Origin of the sequence: Streptomyces sp. NPDC059718, assembly GCF_042733315.1 — a bacterium.
Taxonomy (GTDB): Bacteria; Actinomycetota; Actinomycetes; order Streptomycetales; family Streptomycetaceae; genus Actinacidiphila.
In genome coordinates this window covers 43488-63255 of sequence record NZ_JBHWGA010000005.1, presented here as the reverse complement: position 1 = coordinate 63255, position 19768 = coordinate 43488, and the positions used below count along the sequence as shown (strand labels likewise).

The following is a 19768-nucleotide window of genomic DNA, read 5'->3' as shown; positions in this document are numbered from 1 at the left end:
ATCAGATCCCTGGAGTGAAGCCGGACGACCAGATCTGCATCTGGTAGACGATGTGGTCCCACACGCCGGTGACGAGCAGCAGGCCGACAGCGACGAGCATGCCACCGCCGAGCCGCATCACCCACACATAGTGGCGCTTGACCCAGCCGAAGGCGCCGAGGGCACGGCGGAAGGCGATGGCGGCCAGTATGAACGGCAGGCCGAGGCCGAGGCAGTACACGGCGGTGAGCAGTGCCCCGCGGCCGGCACTGGCCTCGTTGAAGGCGAGGAAGTTGACGGCGCTCAGCGTCGGACCCAGGCACGGCGTCCAGCCGATGCCGAAGAGAACTCCGAGCAGCGGCGCACCCGCCAGGCCCATCGCGGGCCTGCGGTGGAAGCGGAACTCACGCTGGGTGATGCCGCCGACCACCCCCATGAAGGCGAGCCCCATGACGATGGTGAGCGCGCCGAGCACCCTGGTGATGACCACCTTGTGCTCCAGCAGCGTCGTGCCGAAGTTGCCGAACAGCGCGCCGCCGGAGACGAAGACCGCAGTGAAGCCCAGGACGAACAGCGACGCGCCCACGAACATCCGGCCGCGCCGGGCCTCGGCCAGGTCGGTGCCGGTGACCCCGGTCACGTACGACAGGTAACCGGGGACGAGGGGCAGCACGCACGGCGAGAAGAACGAGACCAGGCCGCCGAGGAGCGCCACCGGCACGGCGGCGAGCAGGGCGCCGTTCACCACGGTCTGGTTGGCGCCGGCGGCGAGTACGCTCACGTCACTTCTCCGCGATCACCGGGTCGAGGACCTCGTGCAGTTCGTCGGCGCCGAGTTCCTTCAGCGCGCGCACCGCGATCTTCCCCTGACGGTCGATGATCAGCGTGGAGGGAATGGCCTGCGGGTTGACGCTGCCCTTGGGGAAGCGCAGCACCAGGTCCCCGGACGGGTCGTAGAAGCTCGGGAAGGGGATGTCGAATTCCTTCTCGAAGGCCTTGGCCTGCGCGGTCTGCAGATCCCGGGTGTTGATGCCGATGAACTGCACGCCCTGCGACGCGGTCTCCCTGGCCACCTTGGCCAGGTGCGGCGCCTCGGCCCGGCAGGGCGGGCACCACGAGCCCCAGATGTTGAGGACGACGACCTTGCCCTTGTGGTCGGCGAGGCTGAGCGGGGCTCCTTCGACGGACTTCCCGCTCAGCTCCGGCGCGGCCACCCGGTGGCCCGGCTTGACCGTGGAGATCTCACCGGTGCCGCCGACGTAGTTCGTTCCGGGGCCGGTGCCGTCGGAGGACGCGGTGGAGGTCGAGCAGGCCGTGACGGCCAGCGCGAACGCGGCTGCTCCGGCCAGTGCCGCGGCACCGCGGAGCGGACGGCGTCGGAGGGCGCGCGTAGGACTCATGTGAAAAGTTTCGCATGAGGCCGGGAGCGATCTCGCGCACCCCCGACAGCTTTGCCGAAAGCGGCAAATGCCCCAAGTAAGCGGCGGTTAATCGCGACTCCCGGTCTGGTGCGCGAACTCGTCCACCAGGGCGTCCTGGAAGGCCTTGAGGTCGCCGGGCCTGCGGCTGGTGACCAGGACGTTGGGGCCGTCGCAGTCGACCACGACCTCCTTGTCGATCCAGGTGCCGCCGGCGTTGGTGACGTCGGTGCAGACGCTGGGCCAGGAGGTGAGGGTACGTCCGTGCACGACGCCGGCCTCGACGAGCAGCCACGGCGCGTGGCAGATCGCCGCGACGGGGCGGCCCTCGGTGAAGAAGTCCCTGGTGAAGGCGACGGCGTCCGGGTCGATCCGCAGGAGGTCGGGGTTGGCGACACCGCCGGGGAGCACCAGCGCGTCGAAGTCCGCGGCGACCACCTCCCCGAGCGTGTCGTCGACGGGGAAGGTGCCGGCCCGGTCGAGGTGCTCGAAGGCCTGGACGCGGCCGTGGCGGGTGGAGACCAGCCGGGGCGTCCCGCCCGCCTCGCGGACGGCCTCCCAGGGGCCGGTGAGTTCGGTCTGCTCGACGCCCTCCGGCGCCACCAGGAAGGCGATCCTCCTCCCCTGCAGGGACGCGCGCATGGCCTCCCACCTCCTCGGCTCGGTCCTGGGACGTTCCCGTTCACCGGCTCGCCTGCCCGCCACCCCCGGGACGAAACGGGCGGTTCGGTCTAGGAGGGGGAGGAAGAGGCGGAGGGCATGGCGGAGGAGGGCGTGGAGGAGGGTGACGTGGCGGAGGGGGACACGGAGGAACGTTCCTGCGCGAGGAAGCGGCGCCAGCCGCCCGCGGGGCGCTGCCCCGGACCGAGGGTGCGCAGCTTCGTCAGCACCGCCGGGTCCTGCGCGTCCAGCCAGTCCACGAACTGGCGGAACGACACCAGGCGCACGTCCCGGTGGTCGGACATCCGCCGCAGCGCGTCCTCGACGGCGTCCATGTATATCCCGCCGTTCCACTGTTCGAAGTGGTTGCCGATGAACAGCGGCGCGCGGTTGGTCTCGTACGCCCGGCGGAAGCCCCCCAGGTAGGCGTCGCGGGCCTGCCGCCGCCAGGCCGGGTAGTGGGCGGGGTTGCCGCGCGTGGAGTTCACCGACTGGTTGGCCAGCATGTTGTAGTCCATCGACAGCACCTCGAAGGAGCGGCCGGGGAAGGGCACCGCCTGCAGCGGCAGGTCCCACAGCCCGTGGCTCTTGCCCGGCCACACCTGCAGGCCGCCCGGCCCGCTGGCGTCGTACCGCCAGCCCAGGCGGGCGGCGGTGGGCAGCAGCGAGCGCTGGCCCAGCAGGCAGGGCGTACGGCCGCCGATCAGCTCCTTGCGGTAGTCGAAGGGCAGCGGGGGCAGGTCGGTGAAACCGGTGTGGGTGCGCCAGTTCTCCACGAAGCCGACGGCCTGTTCGATCTCGCTGCGCCAGTCGGCCGGGCTCCAGCGGCCCACCGAGCCCGCTCCCGCGCAGAAGTGGCCGTTGAAGTGCGTGCCGATCTCATGGCCCTCCAGCCAGGCCAGCCGCAACTGCTCCAGGGTGACGCGGATGTGGGCGTCGGTGAGGTAGCCGATGTCGGAGGCGCCGACGGGATTGCGCGGCGGCTTGTAGAGCCTCTTCTTCGACTCGGGGAGCAGGTAGACGCCGGAGAGGAAGAAGGTCATCGTCGCCCCGTGCTCGCCCGCGAGCCCCCGGAACCGCTCGAAGAGGCCGTTGTCCAGCTCGCCCGCCCCGTCCCAGGAGAAGATCACGAACTGCGGTGGCGTCTGCCCGGGTTCCAGGCGCTCCACGGCGGGCTGATGGGGCTGCGGCCCGGTGTCGGCCGTCGAGCCGTCGCCGATCGTCCGCACCGACGGGGACGGGGAGGGCCGCCCCTGCGGGCTGCCGGCGGACGGGGTGGGCGACGCCGACGGCCCCTCGCTGACGTGCCGTGCGCCGGGACCCTCCCCGGCGCAGCCCGCCAGCCCGACGGCGGCCGCTCCGGCCGCCAGGCCCAGTACCCCTCGTCGGCTGATCTCCCGCATTCCGCGCCCCAATCCCCGTGCCTCGCCCCCGCTCACCGCGCTAGATGCCGTGCGCGTACGGCGGGTTCCTTCGCGGGGCGCACGAATTCACCGGGCAGGGCGCCGGATCGGGCCCCGCGGCGGCGGCCGTCACGGCGCGTGCCGGAGGGCGCCGGTCTGCGTGACCGGCGCCCTCCGGAACCAGCGGGAGGCGGTCGTCAGGCGCCGAAGCCCTTGCTGCCGCCCTTGACCGGCTTCGCCCCGGCCAGCAGATGCGCAGGGACCAGGTCGCGGGCGGGCTCGGTGTAGCCGACGGAGACGATCCTGTCGTCCTCGAACGTGAAGGACGTCAGGCTCGCCAGGGTGCACTGCCGCTTGCGCGGGTCGTGCCACAGGCGCCGCTGCTCGACGGCGCTGCGCACGATCCAGATCGGCAGCTGGTGGCTGACGCACACCGCCTCGTGGCCGCGGGCCGCGTCCCGGGCCGCCTCCAGCGCGGCCGTCATGCGGACGACCTGGTCCGCGTACGGCTCGCCCCAGCTCGGCCGGAACGGGTTGACCAGGTGCTTCCAGTTGGCGGGGCGCTTGAGCGCGCCGTCGCCGACGCCGAAGGTCTTGCCCTGGAAGACGTTGTCCGCCTCGATCAGCCGCTCGTCGCTCGCGACGTCCAGGCCGAGGACGGCGCCGATCGGCGCCGCGGTCTCCTGGGCGCGCTCCAGCGGGGACGCGACGACGTGGGTGATGTCACGGCCCGCGAGGTGCTCGGCGACCCGGTCGGCCATCTTCCGGCCCAGTTCGGACAGGTGGTAGCCGGCCAGGCGCCCGTAGAGCACGCCGGTGGGGTTCTCCACCTCGCCGTGCCGCATCAGGTGGACGACTGTGATCTCGCTCATGCGGTGGCCTCCGCTGCGGCGCGGGCGGCGGCCGGCAGGGCGGCCGCGATCCGCTCGATGGCGGCGCCGTCGTGCGCCGACGACACGAACCAGGACTCGAAGGCGGAGGGCGGCAGGTACACGCCCTGGGCGAGCATCGCGTGGAAGAAGGCCGTGAAGCGGAACGCCTCCTGCTTCCTGGCCTCGTCGTAGTTCGTCACCCGGTCCCCGGTGAAGAACACCGAGAACATGTTGCCCGCGGTCTGCAGGGTGTGCGCCACACCCTCCTTGGAGAGCGCGGCGGCCACCAGGCCCGACACCTCGGCGGCGACGGAGTCCACCGCCTCGTACACCGCGTCGTCCAGCAACCGCAGCTGGGCCAGGCCCGCGGCGGTGGCCACCGGGTTACCGGAGAGCGTGCCCGCCTGGTAGACCGGGCCCGCGGGCGCGAGGTGCGCCATCACGTCGGCACGGCCGCCGAAGGCCGCGGCGGGGAAGCCGCCGCCCATCACCTTGCCGAAGGTCATCAGGTCGGGGCGGACGCCGTCGATGCCGTACCAGCCGGCCCTCGACACACGGAAGCCGGTCATGACCTCGTCGGAGACGTACAGCGCGCCGTTCTCCCGGCAGAGGTCCGCCAGGCCCTGGTTGAAGCCCTCGGCCGGCGGCACGACGCCCATGTTGCCGGGCGACGCCTCGGTGATCACGCAGGCGATCTCACCGGGGTGGGCGGCGAACGCGGCCCGTACGGCCCCCAGGTCGTTGTAGGGGAGCACGATCGTGTCCCCGGCCTGCGCGCCCGTCACCCCGGGGGTGTCGGGCAACCCGAAAGTGGCAACCCCGGAACCCGCGGCGGCCAGCAGGGCGTCCACATGACCGTGGTAGCACCCCGCGAACTTGATCACCTTGGCCCGGCCCGTGAACCCGCGTGCCAGCCGGATCGCCGACATCGTGGCCTCGGTGCCGGAGGAGACCAGCCGCACCTGCTCCACCGGCGCGACGCGCGCCACGATCTCCTCGGCCAGTTCCACCTCGCCCTCACCGGGCGTGCCGAAGGACGTACCCCGCGTAACCGCCGCCTGCACGGCGGCGATCACCTCGGGGTGGGCGTGGCCGAGGATCATCGGCCCCCACGAGCAGACGAGGTCGACGTATTCGCGACCATCCGCGTCCTTCAGGTAAGGACCCGTTCCGGACACCATGAACCGGGGCGTACCGCCCACGGCACGAAAGGCGCGTACCGGGCTGTTCACCCCACCAGGGGTCACGGCGGCTGCTCGATCGAACAAGGTCTGAGAAACTGGCGCTTCGTAGGCGTACGGATAGCTCACAAGCACATGCTCTCAAATGCCGGGCGTTGCGCGACGAGGTATCGACCGTGCATCTGAGACGATGATCGGGTTGCGCGGTTGGGTCTGCGGATGGTCGGGTAGTGGAATGCAGCGCGGTGGCGAACGCGGCGACGTGGGCGGCGGGGCGGACGACCCCGACGCGGAGCACGCCCGCCCCACCGGTCGGCGCCGCCGGCCGCCGAAAGAGCGCGACAGGGCCGTTGAGAAAAGCGGGAGCAGGGGTGGCCGAGTGGGGGTGACCTACAAGTACTTCGGCGCACCCGATGGTGCGACCGCCGCGCGGGTCCCCATCTCGATGCGACCCGAGGAACTCGGCGGCGACGAGCTGGGCCAGGGCATGTACACCAAGGTCAAGCCGGAGACCATGGCCGCCATGGTGCTGACCGGCATCGAGGGCATACCCCCGGCCAAGGTCCCGCCGCTGGAACTCGTCGTGCTCCACCCCGACTACGCCGTCGTCAAGCTGCCCCACTCCGTCGTCGAGCCGTTGCGCAAGGCCGACGAGGAGGCCCTGGGCGCCGCCGCCTTCATCTGGTCCACCGTTCCCGACCGCCGCGGGCCGCGGGACGCGTTCGTGATCTACACGATGCTGCACGAGTGGCAGGACTTCGCCCAGCGCTGTCACGAGAGCGGGCACCAGCTGTACTGCCTGGTGTGGCCGTGACGGGCGCCGGGCGGGTGCGGGTTCACTGACGGTTACAGCACCACCACGACGACGCCGTTGTCGTAGCCGTAACCTCCGTAGCCGTAGCCTCCGTAGCCTCCGTAGCCTCCATAACCGCCGTAGCCGTAGCCGCAGTCGTCGTCGAAGTGATGGTCGTAACGCCATCCGTAACCCCAGTCGCCGTAGCCCCGGCAGCCGTCCCCGTGGGTGACGACGGACTGGTGCGAGGCGGGCGCAGCCTGTTGCGGCGCGGCGCCGGCCGCGCCGGCTCCGACGAGGGCGAGGATCGGTGCCGCGAGTGCCGCTGCGGCGACCCGGCGGATGGTCGTGCTCGTGACGCGCATGGTCGTTCCCTTCGAGATGCGGAACGTGGGCGCCGGTCGTGGAGGACCGGGCGCGGGTCGCACCGGCCGGTGCGCGTGGCACGGGTGCGACGGGGGGTGCGTCCGAGCCTCGGGTGCGGACGCACCATCACAGACGTGAAATGTCGGACGGGATGCGGCTCATAGGAGTCATCCTCTGACATGAACCTTAAGTTCCATTACTCCCCGCAGTCAATACATAGGGTGAAATCCCCTAATTTCGGACTCGATTCATGCGGTGGGAACTTCCCCGGTCACGAAGGGTGACGAAATCGGTGACGGCCCGTCGTCCGCCGGTCACACGAGGCGCCCGTACAACCGGGGTTGATCGGGGCGGATCGGGCATCAACCCGGTACGCGGGGCGGTTCGCCGCCCTCCCCTGTGCCCCTCGCGCGGACGGAGACGAGCATGAGCGAGATCCACGAGATGCGGCTGGCGGAGACGAGGAGCTCCGGCGCCGAGGAGTGGTACTGCCCGGTCTGCCGGCGGCGGATCCTGCTGCGGTGGCCGCCCCACTACGAACTCCTGGTCCTCGAACGCGGTGACGAGAGCGTCGCGCACGCGGGCGGCAAGGGCGGGGTGTCGCTCACCGGCGCCGAACTCACCGGCCCCCCGCAGCCGTTGGCCGGGCCGCCCGGTCCTCCGGGCCCGGAGGACCGGCGCTGGCTGCGGGAGATCGGTGTCGAGTGGGACGAGGACACGGACTCGGCCGCGTGACGCGGTGGCACGTCACACGGTGAGCACGATCCCTTCCACCGTGGCCGCCAGCGCGCTGGGACGGTGCCCGCCGGGTTCGCGCAGGCTCACCGCGATCCCCAGGCGGTGGGTGCCCGGCGGCAGACCGGGCAGCGACAGCCGTACGACCGGATCGCCGGTCCGCAGCACGCCCCGGTCGTCCGCCAGCACGCGACGGCCCGCGACGCCCGGGCTCACGGTGACGGCCGCGTAGTACGCGAAGCACGCCCCGGAACCGGTGGCCCGGGGCAGGGCCAGCGTGACGTCCAGCGTGAACGGCACCCCCGGCCGTACGGCGCCGCCCGCGACCGCCAGCAGCGGCTCGGCCAGCAGCGTGACCGGCGTGGCGACGCCGGCACGGGGATCGCCGTCGTTCCCGCCCCCGGTCCCGGTGGCCAGTCCGGGTCCGGGGACGGGAACGGGATCGGGGACGGGATCGGGATCGGGAACGGAGCCGGGACCAGGACCGGGATCGGCCGGGCGGCCCAGGACGCAGGCGAGCAGCGCTCCGGCGTCCCACTCCGGCCAGTGCCGGGTCTCCCCGGTGCGCACCCTGCGGATCTCCGTCGCCCGGATCCGCCCCCGGTCCAGCCGGACCCGCAGCACGAAGCTCTCGTACCCGGTGTCCGCCGACTCCGCCGGAGCCGGCCCCGGCGGCGGGACCGCCGAGTCCAGCTCCGCGGCGTCCTTGCGCCACTGCTCGACCCGGATCGCGGAGACCACACGCAGGTCGCGCACCGCGGCGATCACCTCGTCCGTGGACGCGGCCGACAGCTCGGCGTACGTACGGATCCCGGCGGCGGCCAGCAGGCGCGCGGTGGTCGCGCCGACGCCGTCGATCCGGGTCAGCTCGTCCTCGTTCACGGCCCCTCGACGACCTCGATCACCGGCAGCGTGGCGAAGGCGCCCATGGTGGTGGCCCCCGGGAACTGGATCACCGCCGAGACCTGGTAGAGCCCGGGCCGCAGCGTGTTCGCCGGGACGGTGACGGCCGTGTCGGCACCGCTGTACAGGGTCTTCGCGGGCGCCGGGAGCGTGACGAGCCTGCCGTCGACAGGGCACGTGAAGTCGTCGGTGCCGGAGAGCGCGGCGAAGGCGTAGGTCACCCTGAAGGGCGTGTCGTGCAGCAACGGCAGCATGAAGCCACCGACCTCGAAGGTCACGCTGACCGTGATCGGCAGGGACGCGGTGAGGACCAGGCCGGACGGGATCGCGTCGTTGTCCGTCACCTGGATGTCGTGCGTGTCGAAGCCGAAGGCGGGGTTGTTCAGGTCGGGCTGTGCGGGCATGTTCTCTCCCCTGCGAGGTGGGCGCCGGCGCGGCGGCGGGTCGCCGCCGGGCTCGGCGTCCGTTCTTCCGCACCGCGCTTAACCGGCCGCCGTGCCGTCGCTTAACCCGGCGGCCGCGACGCGATAAGCGCAGGGCGCGCCGCTCACACCGGCAGGTCGTCGCGCAGCCGTTGGTGCAGCTCGACGGTCTCGCGCTGCGGCGGCACGCCGAGTTCCTCGCGCAGCGTCCGCACGCAGGCCCGGAACTGGAGGATGGCCAGGTGCGGTTGGCCGATCCGGCTCAGGCAGCGCATCAGCCGTCGGTGCGCGGTCTCCCGGCACGGGTCCAACGCGACCAGGCGGCGGCAGAGTTCGGCGCACGGGGCGTAGCGGCCCGCGGTGAAGTGCAGTTCGCTCAGCCGGGCGAGGGCGTCGAGGTGGGCCAGCCGCAGCCGCTCCCGGTGCAGGACGGTCCACTCCTCGTACGGCGACTCGGCGAGGAACTCGCCCCGGTAGAGGGCGAGCGCCCGCTCGTACTCCTCGGCCGCGCCGGTGCGGTCGCCCCGGTCCTCCGCCTCCCGGGCGGTGCGCAGCAGCAGGTCGAACTCGTCGCAGTCCAGCCAGAGGCCGAGCCCGGGACCGAGCCGGTAGGCACCGCAGCGGAAGACGACCACGGGTTCACCGGTCGCGGTGCCCAGCGTCTGGCGCAGTTGGTGCATCGCGACGCCGAGGCTGTTGCGCGCCGCCCCCGGGGCCGAGTCCGGCCAGAAGGCGTCCATCAGCGTCTCCCGGTGCGGCCAGGGGTCGCGGTGGGTGAGCAGGAAGGCGAGCAGGGAACGGGTGCGGCGGCCGTGCCAGCCCTCGGCCGGAACACCGTCGACGCTGACGCTGAGCGAGCCGAGCAGGCCCACCGCCAGCAGCGGCGCGGCGGGGCGGTCCGGTGGCGGCGCGGGCTGTTCCGGTACGCGCGGGCCGCGGCGGAAGCGGGCCCACAGCCGGGCGCCGCCGGCGTCGGCCCCGGACGGGACCGGGCCGGAGGGAACGGAAGGGACGGCGGGAGCGGCGGCGCCGGAAGGGCCGGAAGGGCCGGCCTGCCGGAACCAGCCGTCCGCGGCCTCCCGGTCGCCGGCGAGCAGCGCCAGCCGGCCCTGCTGCCACTGCGCGGCGCGCAACAGCGCCGGCAGCCCCGCCGAGGCCGCCAGCATCGCGGCGGTACGTGCGTGGACCGCGGCGGTCGCGAGGTCCCCCGCGTCCGCGGCGGCGTCGCTCGCGCCGAGCAGCTCCCCGCACAGCCGCTCGGGCGGCACTCCGGGCAGTGGCGGCTGCGGTGCGGGCGGCTGACTGTGGCTCGGCATGACGCTTCCCCCTGAGGCTCCTGCCTGGCGTCCCTCACTCAAGGACGCCGGTCCCGGCCTGTCAATCGGCGCCCCGGGCACCGGCGGGCCCGGCGGGGCCCACAGTGACGCCGGCGACGGCCGGTGGCCGCCGGGACGCCGCCGCGCCGGTCGGCGCACGCGCTCCCGCCCGGGCCGGTCGTACGACCGGCCGAGCCCCGGGCCCGCCGTCTGCGGTACGTCCGCCCCCGCGGGGCTGCGATCGCCGCGCACGCGGAGCCCGGACATACTGGACTACCGGCACCAAGAAGGGCATGACCGACCCGGAGGCACGACGATGCCCGTGTACGAGATGCGCGCCGAGTACGACACCGAGGACGGCGGCCCGGCCGAGGGAAGCCGGCTGAGGGCGTGGCACATGGTGGAGGACGGCGCCGCGACGGGGCTGTGCGGTCGGGAGCTCTCCCCCGCCGCGGCCGTGCAGGCGGAGGACGTGTGGGGGACGCCGGCGGCGCAGCCCTTCTGCCACAGTTGCGGCGCGCTGTATCTGCGTCATACCGCTTGAGGCGGCGGAGCATAGCCGCTCGAACGCTTGTCCCGCATGCGGAACCCCGAAATTCCGGAGCGGGTGGAATCATGTGCGGATGCTGCTCACCGAGATCGACGCCGTCAATTGGAATGCCATTCCCACGCCGCGGCCGCGCCCTCGGACCGCCGACGCCCGGGACGGGGCGCGGGCCGAGCGGCCCGACCCCGCGGCCGGGCTGAGGGCACTGGCCGCGGCCCGCGACCTCGATGCGGTCGCCTCCGCCGTGGCGGCCCTGACCAGCAGTTCCCTGCTGCGCGGGCGCACCGGCGAGGTGCTCCCCGGTGCCGTGGTCGCGGCCCCCTTTCTGCTGGACATCGCCGAGCAGGGCCATCCGCACGCACGGGAGTCGGCGGTCGTCCTCCTCGACGGCGCGATGCGGTCCGCGCCGCTCGCCGATTTCAGCCGGTTCCGCACGACGGCCGGACATGACGCCCCGTTGTGCTGCGCGATAGCCGAACTCGTCCGCGCCCGCCGGGATTCCCTGGCGGAATGCGGGAGGTCCGGGAAATACCTCCTCAAAGCGAGCGACGCCCATTGGCGCTTCGACATCCGTGAGGCCTCGGGCGCGTCGGGCGACGTCGTCGCCCTCGGCATCCTGCAGGGCGGGCTGCCCGCGCCGTCCTCCGGCGGCGAACTCCACCACGACGGCTCGGTGACCGCGGTCGGCGCCGTGGGCGTCGAGTGCCCTCCCGTGGACGCCACCGCCGAGGCGTGCCTGCGCCTGTCGGGCCTGGCGGCGGACGCCGCGGACGGCGGCGAACTGGCCGGCGCCGTGCTCTACCCGGCGGCGTGCGGCGGCCATGGGCGCTGAGCCCGCCGCCGGCTGGGAGCCGGGCGCCCCGGGGGTGCTGCGGCTGCCGTCGGGGCGGCTGGTGCGTGGACGGGGGCTGCGGCACCCGCTGCCGGCCGGTCCCGTCCCCGTGTTCGGGCTGTACCTGCTGGGCCACGAACCCCCGGCGGTGGCCTGGGAGAGCCGCTGGGTGCGCTGGCCGGACTTCCGGCTGCCCGCGGACCGTGCGGACGCCGCTCAGGCGCTGCGCGCGGCATGGCGGCGTGCTGCGGACGAGCGGGTGGAGGTCGCCTGCGGCGGCGGACTCGGCCGTACGGGGACGGCCCTGGCGTGCCTGGCGGTGCTGGACGGGGTGCCGTCCGGTGAAGCCGTCGGCTACGTCCGGGAGCACTACACCCGGCGCGCGGTGGAGACGCCCTGGCAGCGCCGCTACGTGTCGCGCTTCGCCTGAAGGTGCGGGGCGTACGCCCTGACCGCCTCCTTGAGCTGCCGCAGCGAGGGGTTGACCAGGGGCCGCCCCGCCACGGTGACGGTCGGCACGGTCTCGTTCCCGTCCGCGACGGAGCGCACGAAGGCGGCGGCGTCCGGATCGCGCCAGATGTCGACCTTGGTGTGGCGCAGCCGCGTGAACAGCAGTTGCGCCCGCAGCTTCATGCAGAACGGGCAGCCCGGCCGCCAGTGGACGACGATCCCGCCCCCGTCCGTGTGCGCGTCGCTCATGCTCCCCCGATCGGCAGGCGTGGCAGCCGCGTCCCGTGCAGCCACGGGTGGAAGACCAGCGCCTCCAGCGGCCGGTCGGTGTGCTCCTGGGCCAGGGCGGTGAACTGCCCGGTGGTCACGGTGCCATGGCGGTGGGCGGCGGTCCAGGCCCGCAGCAGCCGGAAGAACGCCGGGTCGCCCATGACCGTGCGCAGCGCGTGCAGGGTGAGGGCGCCGCGCTTGTACACCCGGTCGTCGAACATGTTCCGGGCACCGGGGTCGGCCAGCCGCAGGTCCTGGGGCTGGGCGGCGAGCCTGGCGTGGGCGCGGGCCGCGTTGCGGGCGGCGGGCGCCTCGCCGCAGGACTCGGCCCACAGCCATTCGGCGTACGCGGCGAAGCCCTCGTTGAGCCAGATGTGCCGCCAGTCGGCGAGGGCGAGGCTGTTGCCGAACCACTGGTGGGCGAGTTCGTGGGCGACGAGGCGTTCGGAGCCGCGGCGGCCGTCCAGGTGGTTGCTGCCGAAGACGGACAGCCCGTGCGCCTCGACCGGGACCTCCAGTTCCTCGTCGGTCACGACGACCGCGTACTCGCCGAAGGGGTAGGGCCCGAAGAGCTCGCTGAACACCTCCATCATCCGCGGCTGGCGCCCGAAGTCGTGGTCGAAGTCGGCGGTCAGGCGGGGCGGGACGGCGGCCGGCTGGGGTACGGCGCCGCCGAGGTGGTCGATGAGCTCGTACTGGCCGATCTGCACGGTCGCCAGGTACGGCGGCATCGGCCGCGGCTGGTCGTACACCCAGGTCGTCGTGGAGGCGCCCACCCGGTACGACTCCAGGCTGCCGTTGGCGACGACCGTGTACGGCGAGGGCGCGGTCACCGTGATCCGGTAGCCCGCCCGGTCGCCGAGGTGGTCGTTGCAGGGGAACCAGGAGGGCGCGCCGATCGGCTGGCTGGCGACGAGCGCGCCGTCCTCCAGCTGCTCCCAGCCCAGCTCCCCCCAGTCGCGGGAGCGGACGGGCCTCGGGTTGCCGACGTAGCGGACCTCGACCGCGAACGGGCCCTCGGGCAGCGCCTTCGCGGGCTTGACGCGGAGCTTCCCCGCGCGGTGGGTGTAGCGGGCGGGGCGCCCGTCGACGAGGACCCGGTCGAGACGGAAGGCTCCGAGGTCCAGGCTGAACGCGGAAAGGGCCCGGTCCGCCAGCGCGGAGATCCGGGCCCGGCCCGAGAGGCGGTTGGCCGCCGGGCGGTACTCCAGTTCCAGGTCGTAGTGGGTGACCCGGTAGCCGCCGTTGCCGTGCTCGGGGAAGTAGCTGTCCGCGGACACCTCCGCCCCGGGCGTGGCGGGGACGGCGGCCCCGCCACGCACGCGCTTGCCGTTGCTCACCCTGTGCGGGCCCCCTCTGTGTGCCAGGCGGAGATCGGGTTGCCGAGCCAGCGGGTGCCCTCGGGCACGCTCTCGCCCCGCATGACGAGCGAGGCGGGACCGATCGCGCTCCGGGCCCCGACCGTCGCCCCGGGCAGCACGATGCCGTGCGGGCCGAGGCTCGCGCCCTCCCCGAGTACGACCTCGTCCATCCGCAGGATCCGATCGTGGAACAAGTGTGTCTGTACCACGCAGCCGCGGCCGACGGTCGCGCCGTCCCCGACCCGGACCAGGTCGGCCTCCGGCAGCCAGTACGTCTCGCACCATACGCCGCGTCCGATCCGCGCCCCCAGGCACCTCAGCCACAGGTTCATCAGCGGGGTGCCGCCGACCGCGCCGACGAGCCACGGCACGGCCAGCACCTCGACGAAGGTGTCGGCCAGTTCGTTGCGCCACACGAACGAGCTCCACAGCGGCTGTTCGCCCGCCCGCACCCGCCCGACCAGCAGCCACTTCATCACCACGGCCACCGCGCAGGCGACCGCACCGGCGCCCGCGAGCAGCGCCCCGCCGGCCGCGAGCGCCACGGGCGCCCCGTACCGGTCCGCCACCGCCGCGTACCCGGCGAGCACCAGCACCACCAGCGCGACCGCGCACATCACGGGGACGACCCGGCACAGCTCGACGGCCGCGCGGGCCAGCACGAGCCGCCGGGGCGGCGCGAAGGTGCGGCTGCGGTCGCCCGTCTCGGGGACGCGCGGCAGCCGCATCGGCGGCATGCCCAGGTAGGAACTGCCCGCCTTGGCCCCCTTGGGCGTCGCCGAGAGCACACCGACCAGGCCGTTCTTCGGCACCGAGCGGCCGGGGGCGGTCATGCCGGAGTTGCCGAGGAAGGCCTTCTTGCCGATCCGGGCCTCCGCGATGCGCATCAGGCCGCCGCCGAGCTCGTAACTGCCCACCATGGTGTCGTCGGCGAGGAAGGCCCCGTCGCCGACGGTGGTCATCGTCGGCAGCGCCAGCACGGTGGACGCCTCGACGTGGCGGCCGACCTTCATGCCGAGCGCCCGCAGCCACACAGGCGTCAGCAGGCTCGCGTAGAGCGGGAACAGGTGCGCGCGGGCCCGGTCCATGAGCCGGGCCGTCGTCCAGGCCTGCCAGGCGACACGGCCGTGCACGGGGTGGTGGCCCTCGCGCAGCCCCACGCCCAGCAGCCGCACCCCGGCCAGCACCAGCAGCGCGTACGTCAGCAGCCAGGCGAGCGTGGCCAGGGGCACGGCAGCGAGCGCGGCGGGCAGCGGCGCGGCGCCGGCGCCGCGCAGGAACCGGGCCAGCACCAGCAGGGCGGGCAGCGCCGACACCGCGGGCATCAGGTCCAGGGCGAAGGCGGTCGCCTCGTACGTCGCCGACCAGCGCAGCCGTCGGGGCGGGCGGGAGTCGGGGCTGCGGTGCGGGGCCTTGCCGGTGCGGACGGCGGGCACGCCGCCCCAGCGCTGCCCGGCCCGGACGGCGCCCACGACCGCGGAACCGGGGGCGATCTCGGCGCGCTTGCCGATCCGGGCGCCGGGCAGCAGGGTGCTGCGGGAGCCGACCGTGGCGCCCGCCCCCACGCGGATCTTGCCGATGTGCAGCAGGTCGCGGTCGAGCCAGTGACCGGACAGGTCGACCTCGGGCTCCACGGCACTGCCCTTGCCGAGCTTGAGCATGCCGGTGACCGGCGGCGGGGAGTGCAGGTCGGCGCCGTCGCCGACCTTGGCGCCCAGCGCGCGGGCGTAGTGGCTCAGCCAGGCACCGGTGAGGTTGCCGGCGCCGCTGACCTGCGCGAGGCGTTCGGCGGCCCACAGGCGCAGGTGCACCGCCCCGCCGCGCGGATAGGTGCCGGGACGCACCCCGCGCAGCAGCAGCCGGGCGCCGCCCGCGGAGACGGCGACCCGTCCGGCGGGGCTGATGAGCAGCGCCCAGCCGGCCAGCACCCACCACCAGGAGACGGCCGGGACCCACGGGAACGGGCCGAGGAGGCGCAGCGCGTTGCCGATGGCGGCCGCCACGACGCCCCAGCGCAGTCCGGCCAGGACGAACAGCGGGAGCATCAGCGCCAGCTGGACCGCGGCGGCGCGCCGGGACACCGGCCGTACGGGGCGCGCGGCGGCACGGCGGGCGTCGGCCTCGTCCAGGCGGGCGGCGAGCGCCCCGAGGGCGGGGTGCTGGTAGACGTCGCCGACCGCGGCCGCGGGGTAGCGGCTGCGCAGCTGCGAGACGAGGCGGGCTGCGGTCAGGCTGCCGCCGCCGAGCGCGAAGAAGTCGGCGTCGGGCCCGGTCACCGGCGCGCCGAGGAGCTCGCCCCACAGGCCGGCGAGCAGGCCCTCGGTGCCGCCCAGTTCCACGGCGGGCGCGTCGAGCCCGGGCAGCGGCCAGGGCAGCGCGTCCCGGTCGACCTTGCCCGAGGTCCGGGTGGGCAGGGTGTCCACGACGGCGACCAGCGGGACGAGGGCGGCCGGCAGCGCCTCGCGGAGCCGGGCGAGCGCGTCGGCCTGGTCGAAGTCCCCGGTCACCGCGACGTAGCCGACCAGGATCTGGTTGCCGCCCTTGGTGGTGCGGACGGCGGCGGCCGCCCCGGCGACGGCGGGCAGCGCCTGCAGCGCGGCGTCGATCTCGCCCAGTTCGATGCGGCGGCCGCCCAGCTTGACCTGCTCGTCGGCGCGGCCGACGAAGACCAGGCCCTCCGCGTCCGCGCGGACCAGGTCGCCGCTGCGGTAGGCGCGGTCCCAGCCGAGGGCGGGCAGCGACGCGTACTTCTCGGCGTCCTTGGCGGGGTCCAGGTAGCGGGCGAGGCCGACCCCTCCGATGACCAGCTCGCCGGTCGCGCCCATGGCCAGCGGTTCGCCGTGGGCGTCCACGACGGCCAGCTCCCAGCCGTCCAGGGGCAGTCCGATGCGGACCGGGCCCTCGCCGGTGAGCTGGGCGGCGCAGGCGACGACGGTGGCCTCGGTCGGGCCGTAGGTGTTCCACACCTCGCGCCCCTCGACGGCCATCCGTTCGGCCAGTTCCGGCGGGCAGGCCTCGCCGCCGAAGATCAGCAGGCGGACGTCGTCCAGCGCCTCGACGGGCCACAGCGCGGCCAGGGTGGGCACGGTGGAGACGACCGTGATCCCCTGCTCGACGAGCCAGGGGCCGAGGTCCAGCCCGGTGCGGACGAGTGAGCGCGGCGCGGGCACCAGGCAGGCGCCGTGCCGCCACGCCAGCCACATCTCCTCGCAGGAGGCGTCGAAGGCCACCGAGAGCCCGGCCAGCACCCGGTCGCCGGGTCCCAGCGGCTCCTCGGCGAGGAAGAGCCGGGCCTCGGCGTCCACGAACGCGGCGGCCGAACGGTGGGTGACGGCGACGCCCTTGGGCTTTCCGGTGGAACCGGAGGTGAAGATGATCCACGCGTCGTCGTCCGGCCCGGGACGGCGGCCGACGGTGCCGCGCGGCTCGGCGCACGGGGTGATCGTGAGGTGCTCGCCGATGACGGCGCACACCTCCGCCTCGGAGAAGACCAGCCGGGCGCGTTCCTCGGGGTCCTCGGCGTCGACCGGCACATAGGCGGCGCCCGCGGAGAGCACGGCGAGGACCGCCACGTACAGGTCGGCGGTGCCCGAGGGCACCCGTACGCCCACCCGGTCGCCGGCGCCGATGCCGGCCTCCGCCAGGCGGCGGCGCAGGCGCTCGGTCGCGGCGGCCAGGGCACGGTAGCTCAGCGTCGTGGTGCCGTCGTCGACGGCGGGTGCGGTGGGGTGCGCCCGGGCGGTGGCGGCCAGGACCCCGAGCAGCGTGCGCACGGGGGCGGCGTCGCCGGCCCGGAAGAGCGCCCGCGCGGGACACAGGACGCCGGAGGTGCCGGCGACACCGGCGGGCGCGGGGTCCTCGAGGAGCGGGAAGGGCGATTCGACGAGGGTCATACGGTGCTCCCCGGCTCGGACGAGCCGGGGGTCGGTGGCGCCGCCGCGGAGGCGCCGGGCACCTTGTTCCGGTCGCTCACGGCCAGAGACAGACGCATGTCAAACCCTCCAAAAACTCAGGACCACTGCGGTGCCGGTGCCCCTCGACCGGCCGGCCGGGGACCACGGTGTCCCGGCGCGCGGGGTCGTCCCCGCGACTGGCGCACGCCCGGCATCCCCGTACCGCCGCCGTCCGGACCGGACCGGCGACGGGTTCGTTCACCCGGCGTCACAAATGGCGAACAGGGAGTTTACCGGTGCTTAATCCCCGCAGGCCGCCGAAAGGGGGGCACGTGGCCGCTCTCACAGTCGTGCCGGGCCCGGCGGGGCGTCGTCGCCACCTCCTTCCCACGGCCGATCCGACGGCCCCCACTCCGTTCACCGGCCCTTGCCCGGCAGTCGGGCCGGGCGCGTACGTCGCCCGTGGCGTCCTCGGCCGACGCCGTACGACCGGCGAGAAGCGGGGTCACCGCGTGTGACGCACGCCACAGACCTGACGGACCCCAGCTTGGCACGGGCCGCCACTCCCTGCTGGTGGGGGCGGGACCTCGCTACCCACTGGACCACGGCGGGGACGAGAACCTCCGCTTCATGGCGCATCCGGGTGACGTCACGCAGAACGGCCGGGCCGGCGTCCGGACGGCCGGTGCGTTGATCGCCCGTCCGTCACATCGCGTTGACGGACGGGCGCTTCCGGGCAGCTCCGGCGTGCCCCCGATCGCTCCCCGCCCGATCCCGGGCAGAGTCGGTCCCGCCTGGCGGTCCCGCGGTGCGCGCTCCTACCCTCGGCAGCTCGGAAACCAGGGGGTGAGGACCGATGCCTGCCGCCGATGTGCGGGTCGTGCCGGTGCAGCGGATGCGGCCCGGCGACCACGCGTTCGTCAGTTACGACGGCGACGACACACGCTGGGACGTCCTGGCCGCGTTCGCACGGCTCGGGCTGGCGGCCGGCGAGCGGGTCATGGTCTTCGCCGCCCCCGGCGTGCCGGACCGGGAGGTGCTGGCCCACCTGGGTCCGGCCGACGACACCGGGCATCCCGGGGACGCCGACGCACGGGTGGAATCGGCGCACCGCCGCGGGCAGCTCGTGCTGAGCAGCATGCGCGAGCTGATCCGTCCGGACCTCGCGTTCACGGCGGTGCGGCAGCAGGGCCGGCTCGCCGAGGAGACGGACCGCGCGGTCCGCGACGGGTACGCGGGCCTGCGCGCGTACATCGACATGCACTGGGTGCGCGACATGGGCGCGCCCATCGAGGCGATGGTGCACCGCGAGACGCACGCCGACCACCTCTTCACCGGCCGGCCGTACGCGGAGATCTGCGCCTACGACCGCCGGTGGTTCACCGGGGACGTGCTCGACGCGATGGCGCAGGCCCACCCGCGCAACCTGCTGACCCGGCTCGGCGCGCTGTACGCGACGCACACCGGGGGCCTGCTGCGGCTGCTCGGCGAGGCCGACCTCAGCACACGGGAACGGTTCCACGGCGTGGTCGAGGACGCGCTGCGGCGGACCGCGGAGGGCGGGCGGCTCGTACTGGCCCTGCGCGACCTGCACTTCCTCGGCGTCGGCTGCGCGACGGAACTCCTGACGCTGGCGGCCGCCGCCGGGGAGCGGGGGGTACGGGTGGAGGTCCGCTGCTCGGCCTTCCACCTGACGCTGCTGCGCACGCTGGGCGCGACGTCCCTGCCGGGGCTGACACTGATCGAGGTGAGCGGCTGATGCTGGAGGAGCTGCACGAACCCTCCGCCGGCGATCCGGCCGCCGGGGGCTGCTGGCTGGAACGCGACTTCACGGAGGGCGAGCTGCCCCGACTGCGGGTACTGGCGGAGGAGTTCGCGATGTGGTCGGGGCTCCCGGCGGCACGCCGCGGCGAGTTCGTCCTCGCGGTGAACGAGGTGGCCTCCAACGCGATCACCCACGGCGGCGGCCGCGGCCGCCTGATGCTGCGCCGGACCGACGGCGAGGTGCAGTGCCGGATCACCGACGCCGGCCCCGGCTTCAGCGCCACCGTCATCCCCGAACTGCTGCCGGGCCTCGACTCCCGCTGCGGACGCGGCCTGTGGCTCGCCCGCCTGGTCACCGACCACCTCACGATCGCCACGGGCCCGGTCGGCGCGGTCGTCACCCTCGCGATCCGCCTCCACTGAGCGGGCGGCGCCCGGGCAGGGCCGGGCGGCCCGGGCCGCCGCGTGCAGTCCAGCGACAGCGCAAGACGTCTCCGAGCAGCACATGTCCCAGGCCTGGCCCGCTCCGGTCCGCCACGCCCGCCGCTGTGCGCGGCGGTCACCCGAGCACGACCTCTGGCGGCGCCGTTGAGTGCGCGCCCG

General features: G+C 74.2%; 20 protein-coding genes. 7 read left to right on the top strand and 13 right to left on the bottom strand.

Annotation, left to right across the window (positions count from 1 at the left end):
* Position 1 precedes the first annotated feature (1 nt).
* The 6 genes from ACFV3E_RS08100 to hemL all read right to left on the bottom strand — a co-directional run bounded on the left by ACFV3E_RS08100 (position 2) and on the right by hemL (position 5642).
* Complete coding sequence (locus ACFV3E_RS08100; RefSeq protein ID WP_500367346.1) at positions 2-760, bottom strand: cytochrome c biogenesis CcdA family protein; 759 nt, start codon at positions 758-760, stop codon at positions 2-4.
* Position 761: 1 nt separating this feature from the next.
* Entirely contained in the window at positions 762-1379 is a 618-nt protein-coding gene (locus ACFV3E_RS08095; RefSeq protein WP_500534008.1) for a TlpA family protein disulfide reductase, read from the bottom strand.
* An 87-nt stretch (positions 1380-1466) separates the two neighbouring features.
* Complete coding sequence (locus ACFV3E_RS08090; RefSeq protein ID WP_500534007.1) at positions 1467-2039, bottom strand: type 1 glutamine amidotransferase domain-containing protein; 573 nt, start codon at positions 2037-2039, stop codon at positions 1467-1469.
* 89 nt (positions 2040-2128) lie between these two features.
* Positions 2129-3460, bottom strand: a complete 1332-nt coding sequence (locus tag ACFV3E_RS08085; RefSeq protein ID WP_500534006.1) for a polysaccharide deacetylase family protein — start codon at positions 3458-3460, stop codon at positions 2129-2131.
* A gap of 197 nt (positions 3461-3657) precedes the next feature.
* A complete protein-coding gene (locus ACFV3E_RS08080; RefSeq protein WP_500534005.1) occupies positions 3658-4332 on the bottom strand; it encodes a histidine phosphatase family protein in 675 nt (224 codons plus the stop codon).
* Positions 4329-5642 (bottom strand): glutamate-1-semialdehyde 2,1-aminomutase, encoded by a 1314-nt coding sequence (hemL, locus tag ACFV3E_RS08075; RefSeq protein ID WP_500534004.1) that lies wholly within the window; start codon positions 5640-5642, stop codon positions 4329-4331. The genes ACFV3E_RS08080 and hemL overlap by 4 nt, the downstream gene beginning before the upstream one ends.
* Before the next feature lie 106 nt (positions 5643-5748).
* On the opposite strand from hemL, the gene ACFV3E_RS08070 reads away from it, so the two are divergent.
* The gene (locus tag ACFV3E_RS08070) at positions 5749-6327 is read left to right on the top strand and encodes a hypothetical protein (RefSeq protein ID WP_499513305.1); all 579 of its coding nucleotides are present in this window, start codon (positions 5749-5751) and stop codon (positions 6325-6327) included.
* A 32-nt stretch (positions 6328-6359) separates the two neighbouring features.
* Here the strand turns inward: ACFV3E_RS08070 and ACFV3E_RS08065 are convergent, their stop codons facing one another.
* Positions 6360-6671 carry a hypothetical protein gene (locus ACFV3E_RS08065; RefSeq protein WP_500534003.1) on the bottom strand — a complete coding sequence of 104 codons (312 nt, stop codon included), beginning with the start codon at positions 6669-6671 and terminating at the stop codon, positions 6360-6362.
* Positions 6672-7098: 427 nt separating this feature from the next.
* On the opposite strand from ACFV3E_RS08065, the gene ACFV3E_RS08060 reads away from it, so the two are divergent.
* The gene (locus ACFV3E_RS08060) at positions 7099-7407 is read left to right on the top strand and encodes a hypothetical protein (protein ID WP_500367359.1); all 309 of its coding nucleotides are present in this window, start codon (positions 7099-7101) and stop codon (positions 7405-7407) included.
* 12 nt (positions 7408-7419) lie between these two features.
* On the opposite strand, the gene ACFV3E_RS08055 is transcribed toward ACFV3E_RS08060, so the two are convergent.
* The 3 genes from ACFV3E_RS08055 to ACFV3E_RS08045 form a co-directional block, all read right to left on the bottom strand.
* Complete coding sequence (locus tag ACFV3E_RS08055) at positions 7420-8289, bottom strand: DUF4332 domain-containing protein (RefSeq protein ID WP_500534002.1); 870 nt, start codon at positions 8287-8289, stop codon at positions 7420-7422.
* Entirely contained in the window at positions 8286-8714 is a 429-nt protein-coding gene (locus ACFV3E_RS08050) for a hypothetical protein (protein ID WP_500534001.1), read from the bottom strand. Before ACFV3E_RS08050 ends, ACFV3E_RS08055 begins: the two co-directional genes overlap by 4 nt.
* A 143-nt stretch (positions 8715-8857) precedes the next feature.
* Positions 8858-10048, bottom strand: coding sequence for an AfsR/SARP family transcriptional regulator (locus ACFV3E_RS08045; RefSeq protein WP_500534000.1), 1191 nt, complete (start codon positions 10046-10048; stop codon positions 8858-8860).
* 316 nt (positions 10049-10364) lie between these two features.
* Between ACFV3E_RS08045 and ACFV3E_RS08040 the strand changes: the two genes are divergently transcribed.
* From ACFV3E_RS08040 to ACFV3E_RS08030, 3 genes are all read left to right on the top strand, one after another.
* Positions 10365-10592, top strand: a complete 228-nt coding sequence (locus ACFV3E_RS08040; protein WP_500533999.1) for a hypothetical protein — start codon at positions 10365-10367, stop codon at positions 10590-10592.
* 79 nt (positions 10593-10671) lie between these two features.
* The gene (locus ACFV3E_RS08035; RefSeq protein ID WP_500533997.1) at positions 10672-11427 is read left to right on the top strand and encodes a hypothetical protein; all 756 of its coding nucleotides are present in this window, start codon (positions 10672-10674) and stop codon (positions 11425-11427) included.
* Positions 11417-11857: a protein-tyrosine phosphatase family protein gene (locus ACFV3E_RS08030; protein ID WP_500533995.1), complete on the top strand. Its 441-nt coding sequence runs from the start codon at positions 11417-11419 to the stop codon at positions 11855-11857. Before ACFV3E_RS08035 ends, ACFV3E_RS08030 begins: the two co-directional genes overlap by 11 nt.
* Here ACFV3E_RS08030 and ACFV3E_RS08025 read toward each other — a convergent pair.
* From ACFV3E_RS08025 to ACFV3E_RS08015, 3 genes are read right to left on the bottom strand one after another with little or no spacing between them, the layout of a single operon-like run.
* Positions 11836-12126: a glutaredoxin domain-containing protein gene (locus ACFV3E_RS08025; protein WP_500533993.1), complete on the bottom strand. Its 291-nt coding sequence runs from the start codon at positions 12124-12126 to the stop codon at positions 11836-11838. The genes ACFV3E_RS08030 and ACFV3E_RS08025 overlap by 22 nt on opposite strands.
* Positions 12123-13487, bottom strand: a complete 1365-nt coding sequence (locus tag ACFV3E_RS08020) for a M1 family metallopeptidase (protein ID WP_500533992.1) — start codon at positions 13485-13487, stop codon at positions 12123-12125. Before ACFV3E_RS08020 ends, ACFV3E_RS08025 begins: the two co-directional genes overlap by 4 nt.
* Entirely contained in the window at positions 13484-17401 is a 3918-nt protein-coding gene (locus ACFV3E_RS08015) for a Pls/PosA family non-ribosomal peptide synthetase (protein ID WP_500533990.1), read from the bottom strand. Before ACFV3E_RS08015 ends, ACFV3E_RS08020 begins: the two co-directional genes overlap by 4 nt.
* A gap of 856 nt (positions 17402-18257) precedes the next feature.
* On the opposite strand from ACFV3E_RS08015, the gene ACFV3E_RS08010 reads away from it, so the two are divergent.
* Both ACFV3E_RS08010 and ACFV3E_RS08005 read left to right on the top strand, forming a co-directional pair.
* The gene (locus ACFV3E_RS08010; RefSeq protein WP_500533988.1) at positions 18258-19160 is read left to right on the top strand and encodes an MEDS domain-containing protein; all 903 of its coding nucleotides are present in this window, start codon (positions 18258-18260) and stop codon (positions 19158-19160) included.
* Entirely contained in the window at positions 19160-19588 is a 429-nt protein-coding gene (locus ACFV3E_RS08005; RefSeq protein ID WP_500533987.1) for an ATP-binding protein, read from the top strand. The genes ACFV3E_RS08010 and ACFV3E_RS08005 overlap by 1 nt, the downstream gene beginning before the upstream one ends.
* Positions 19589-19768 lie beyond the last annotated feature (180 nt).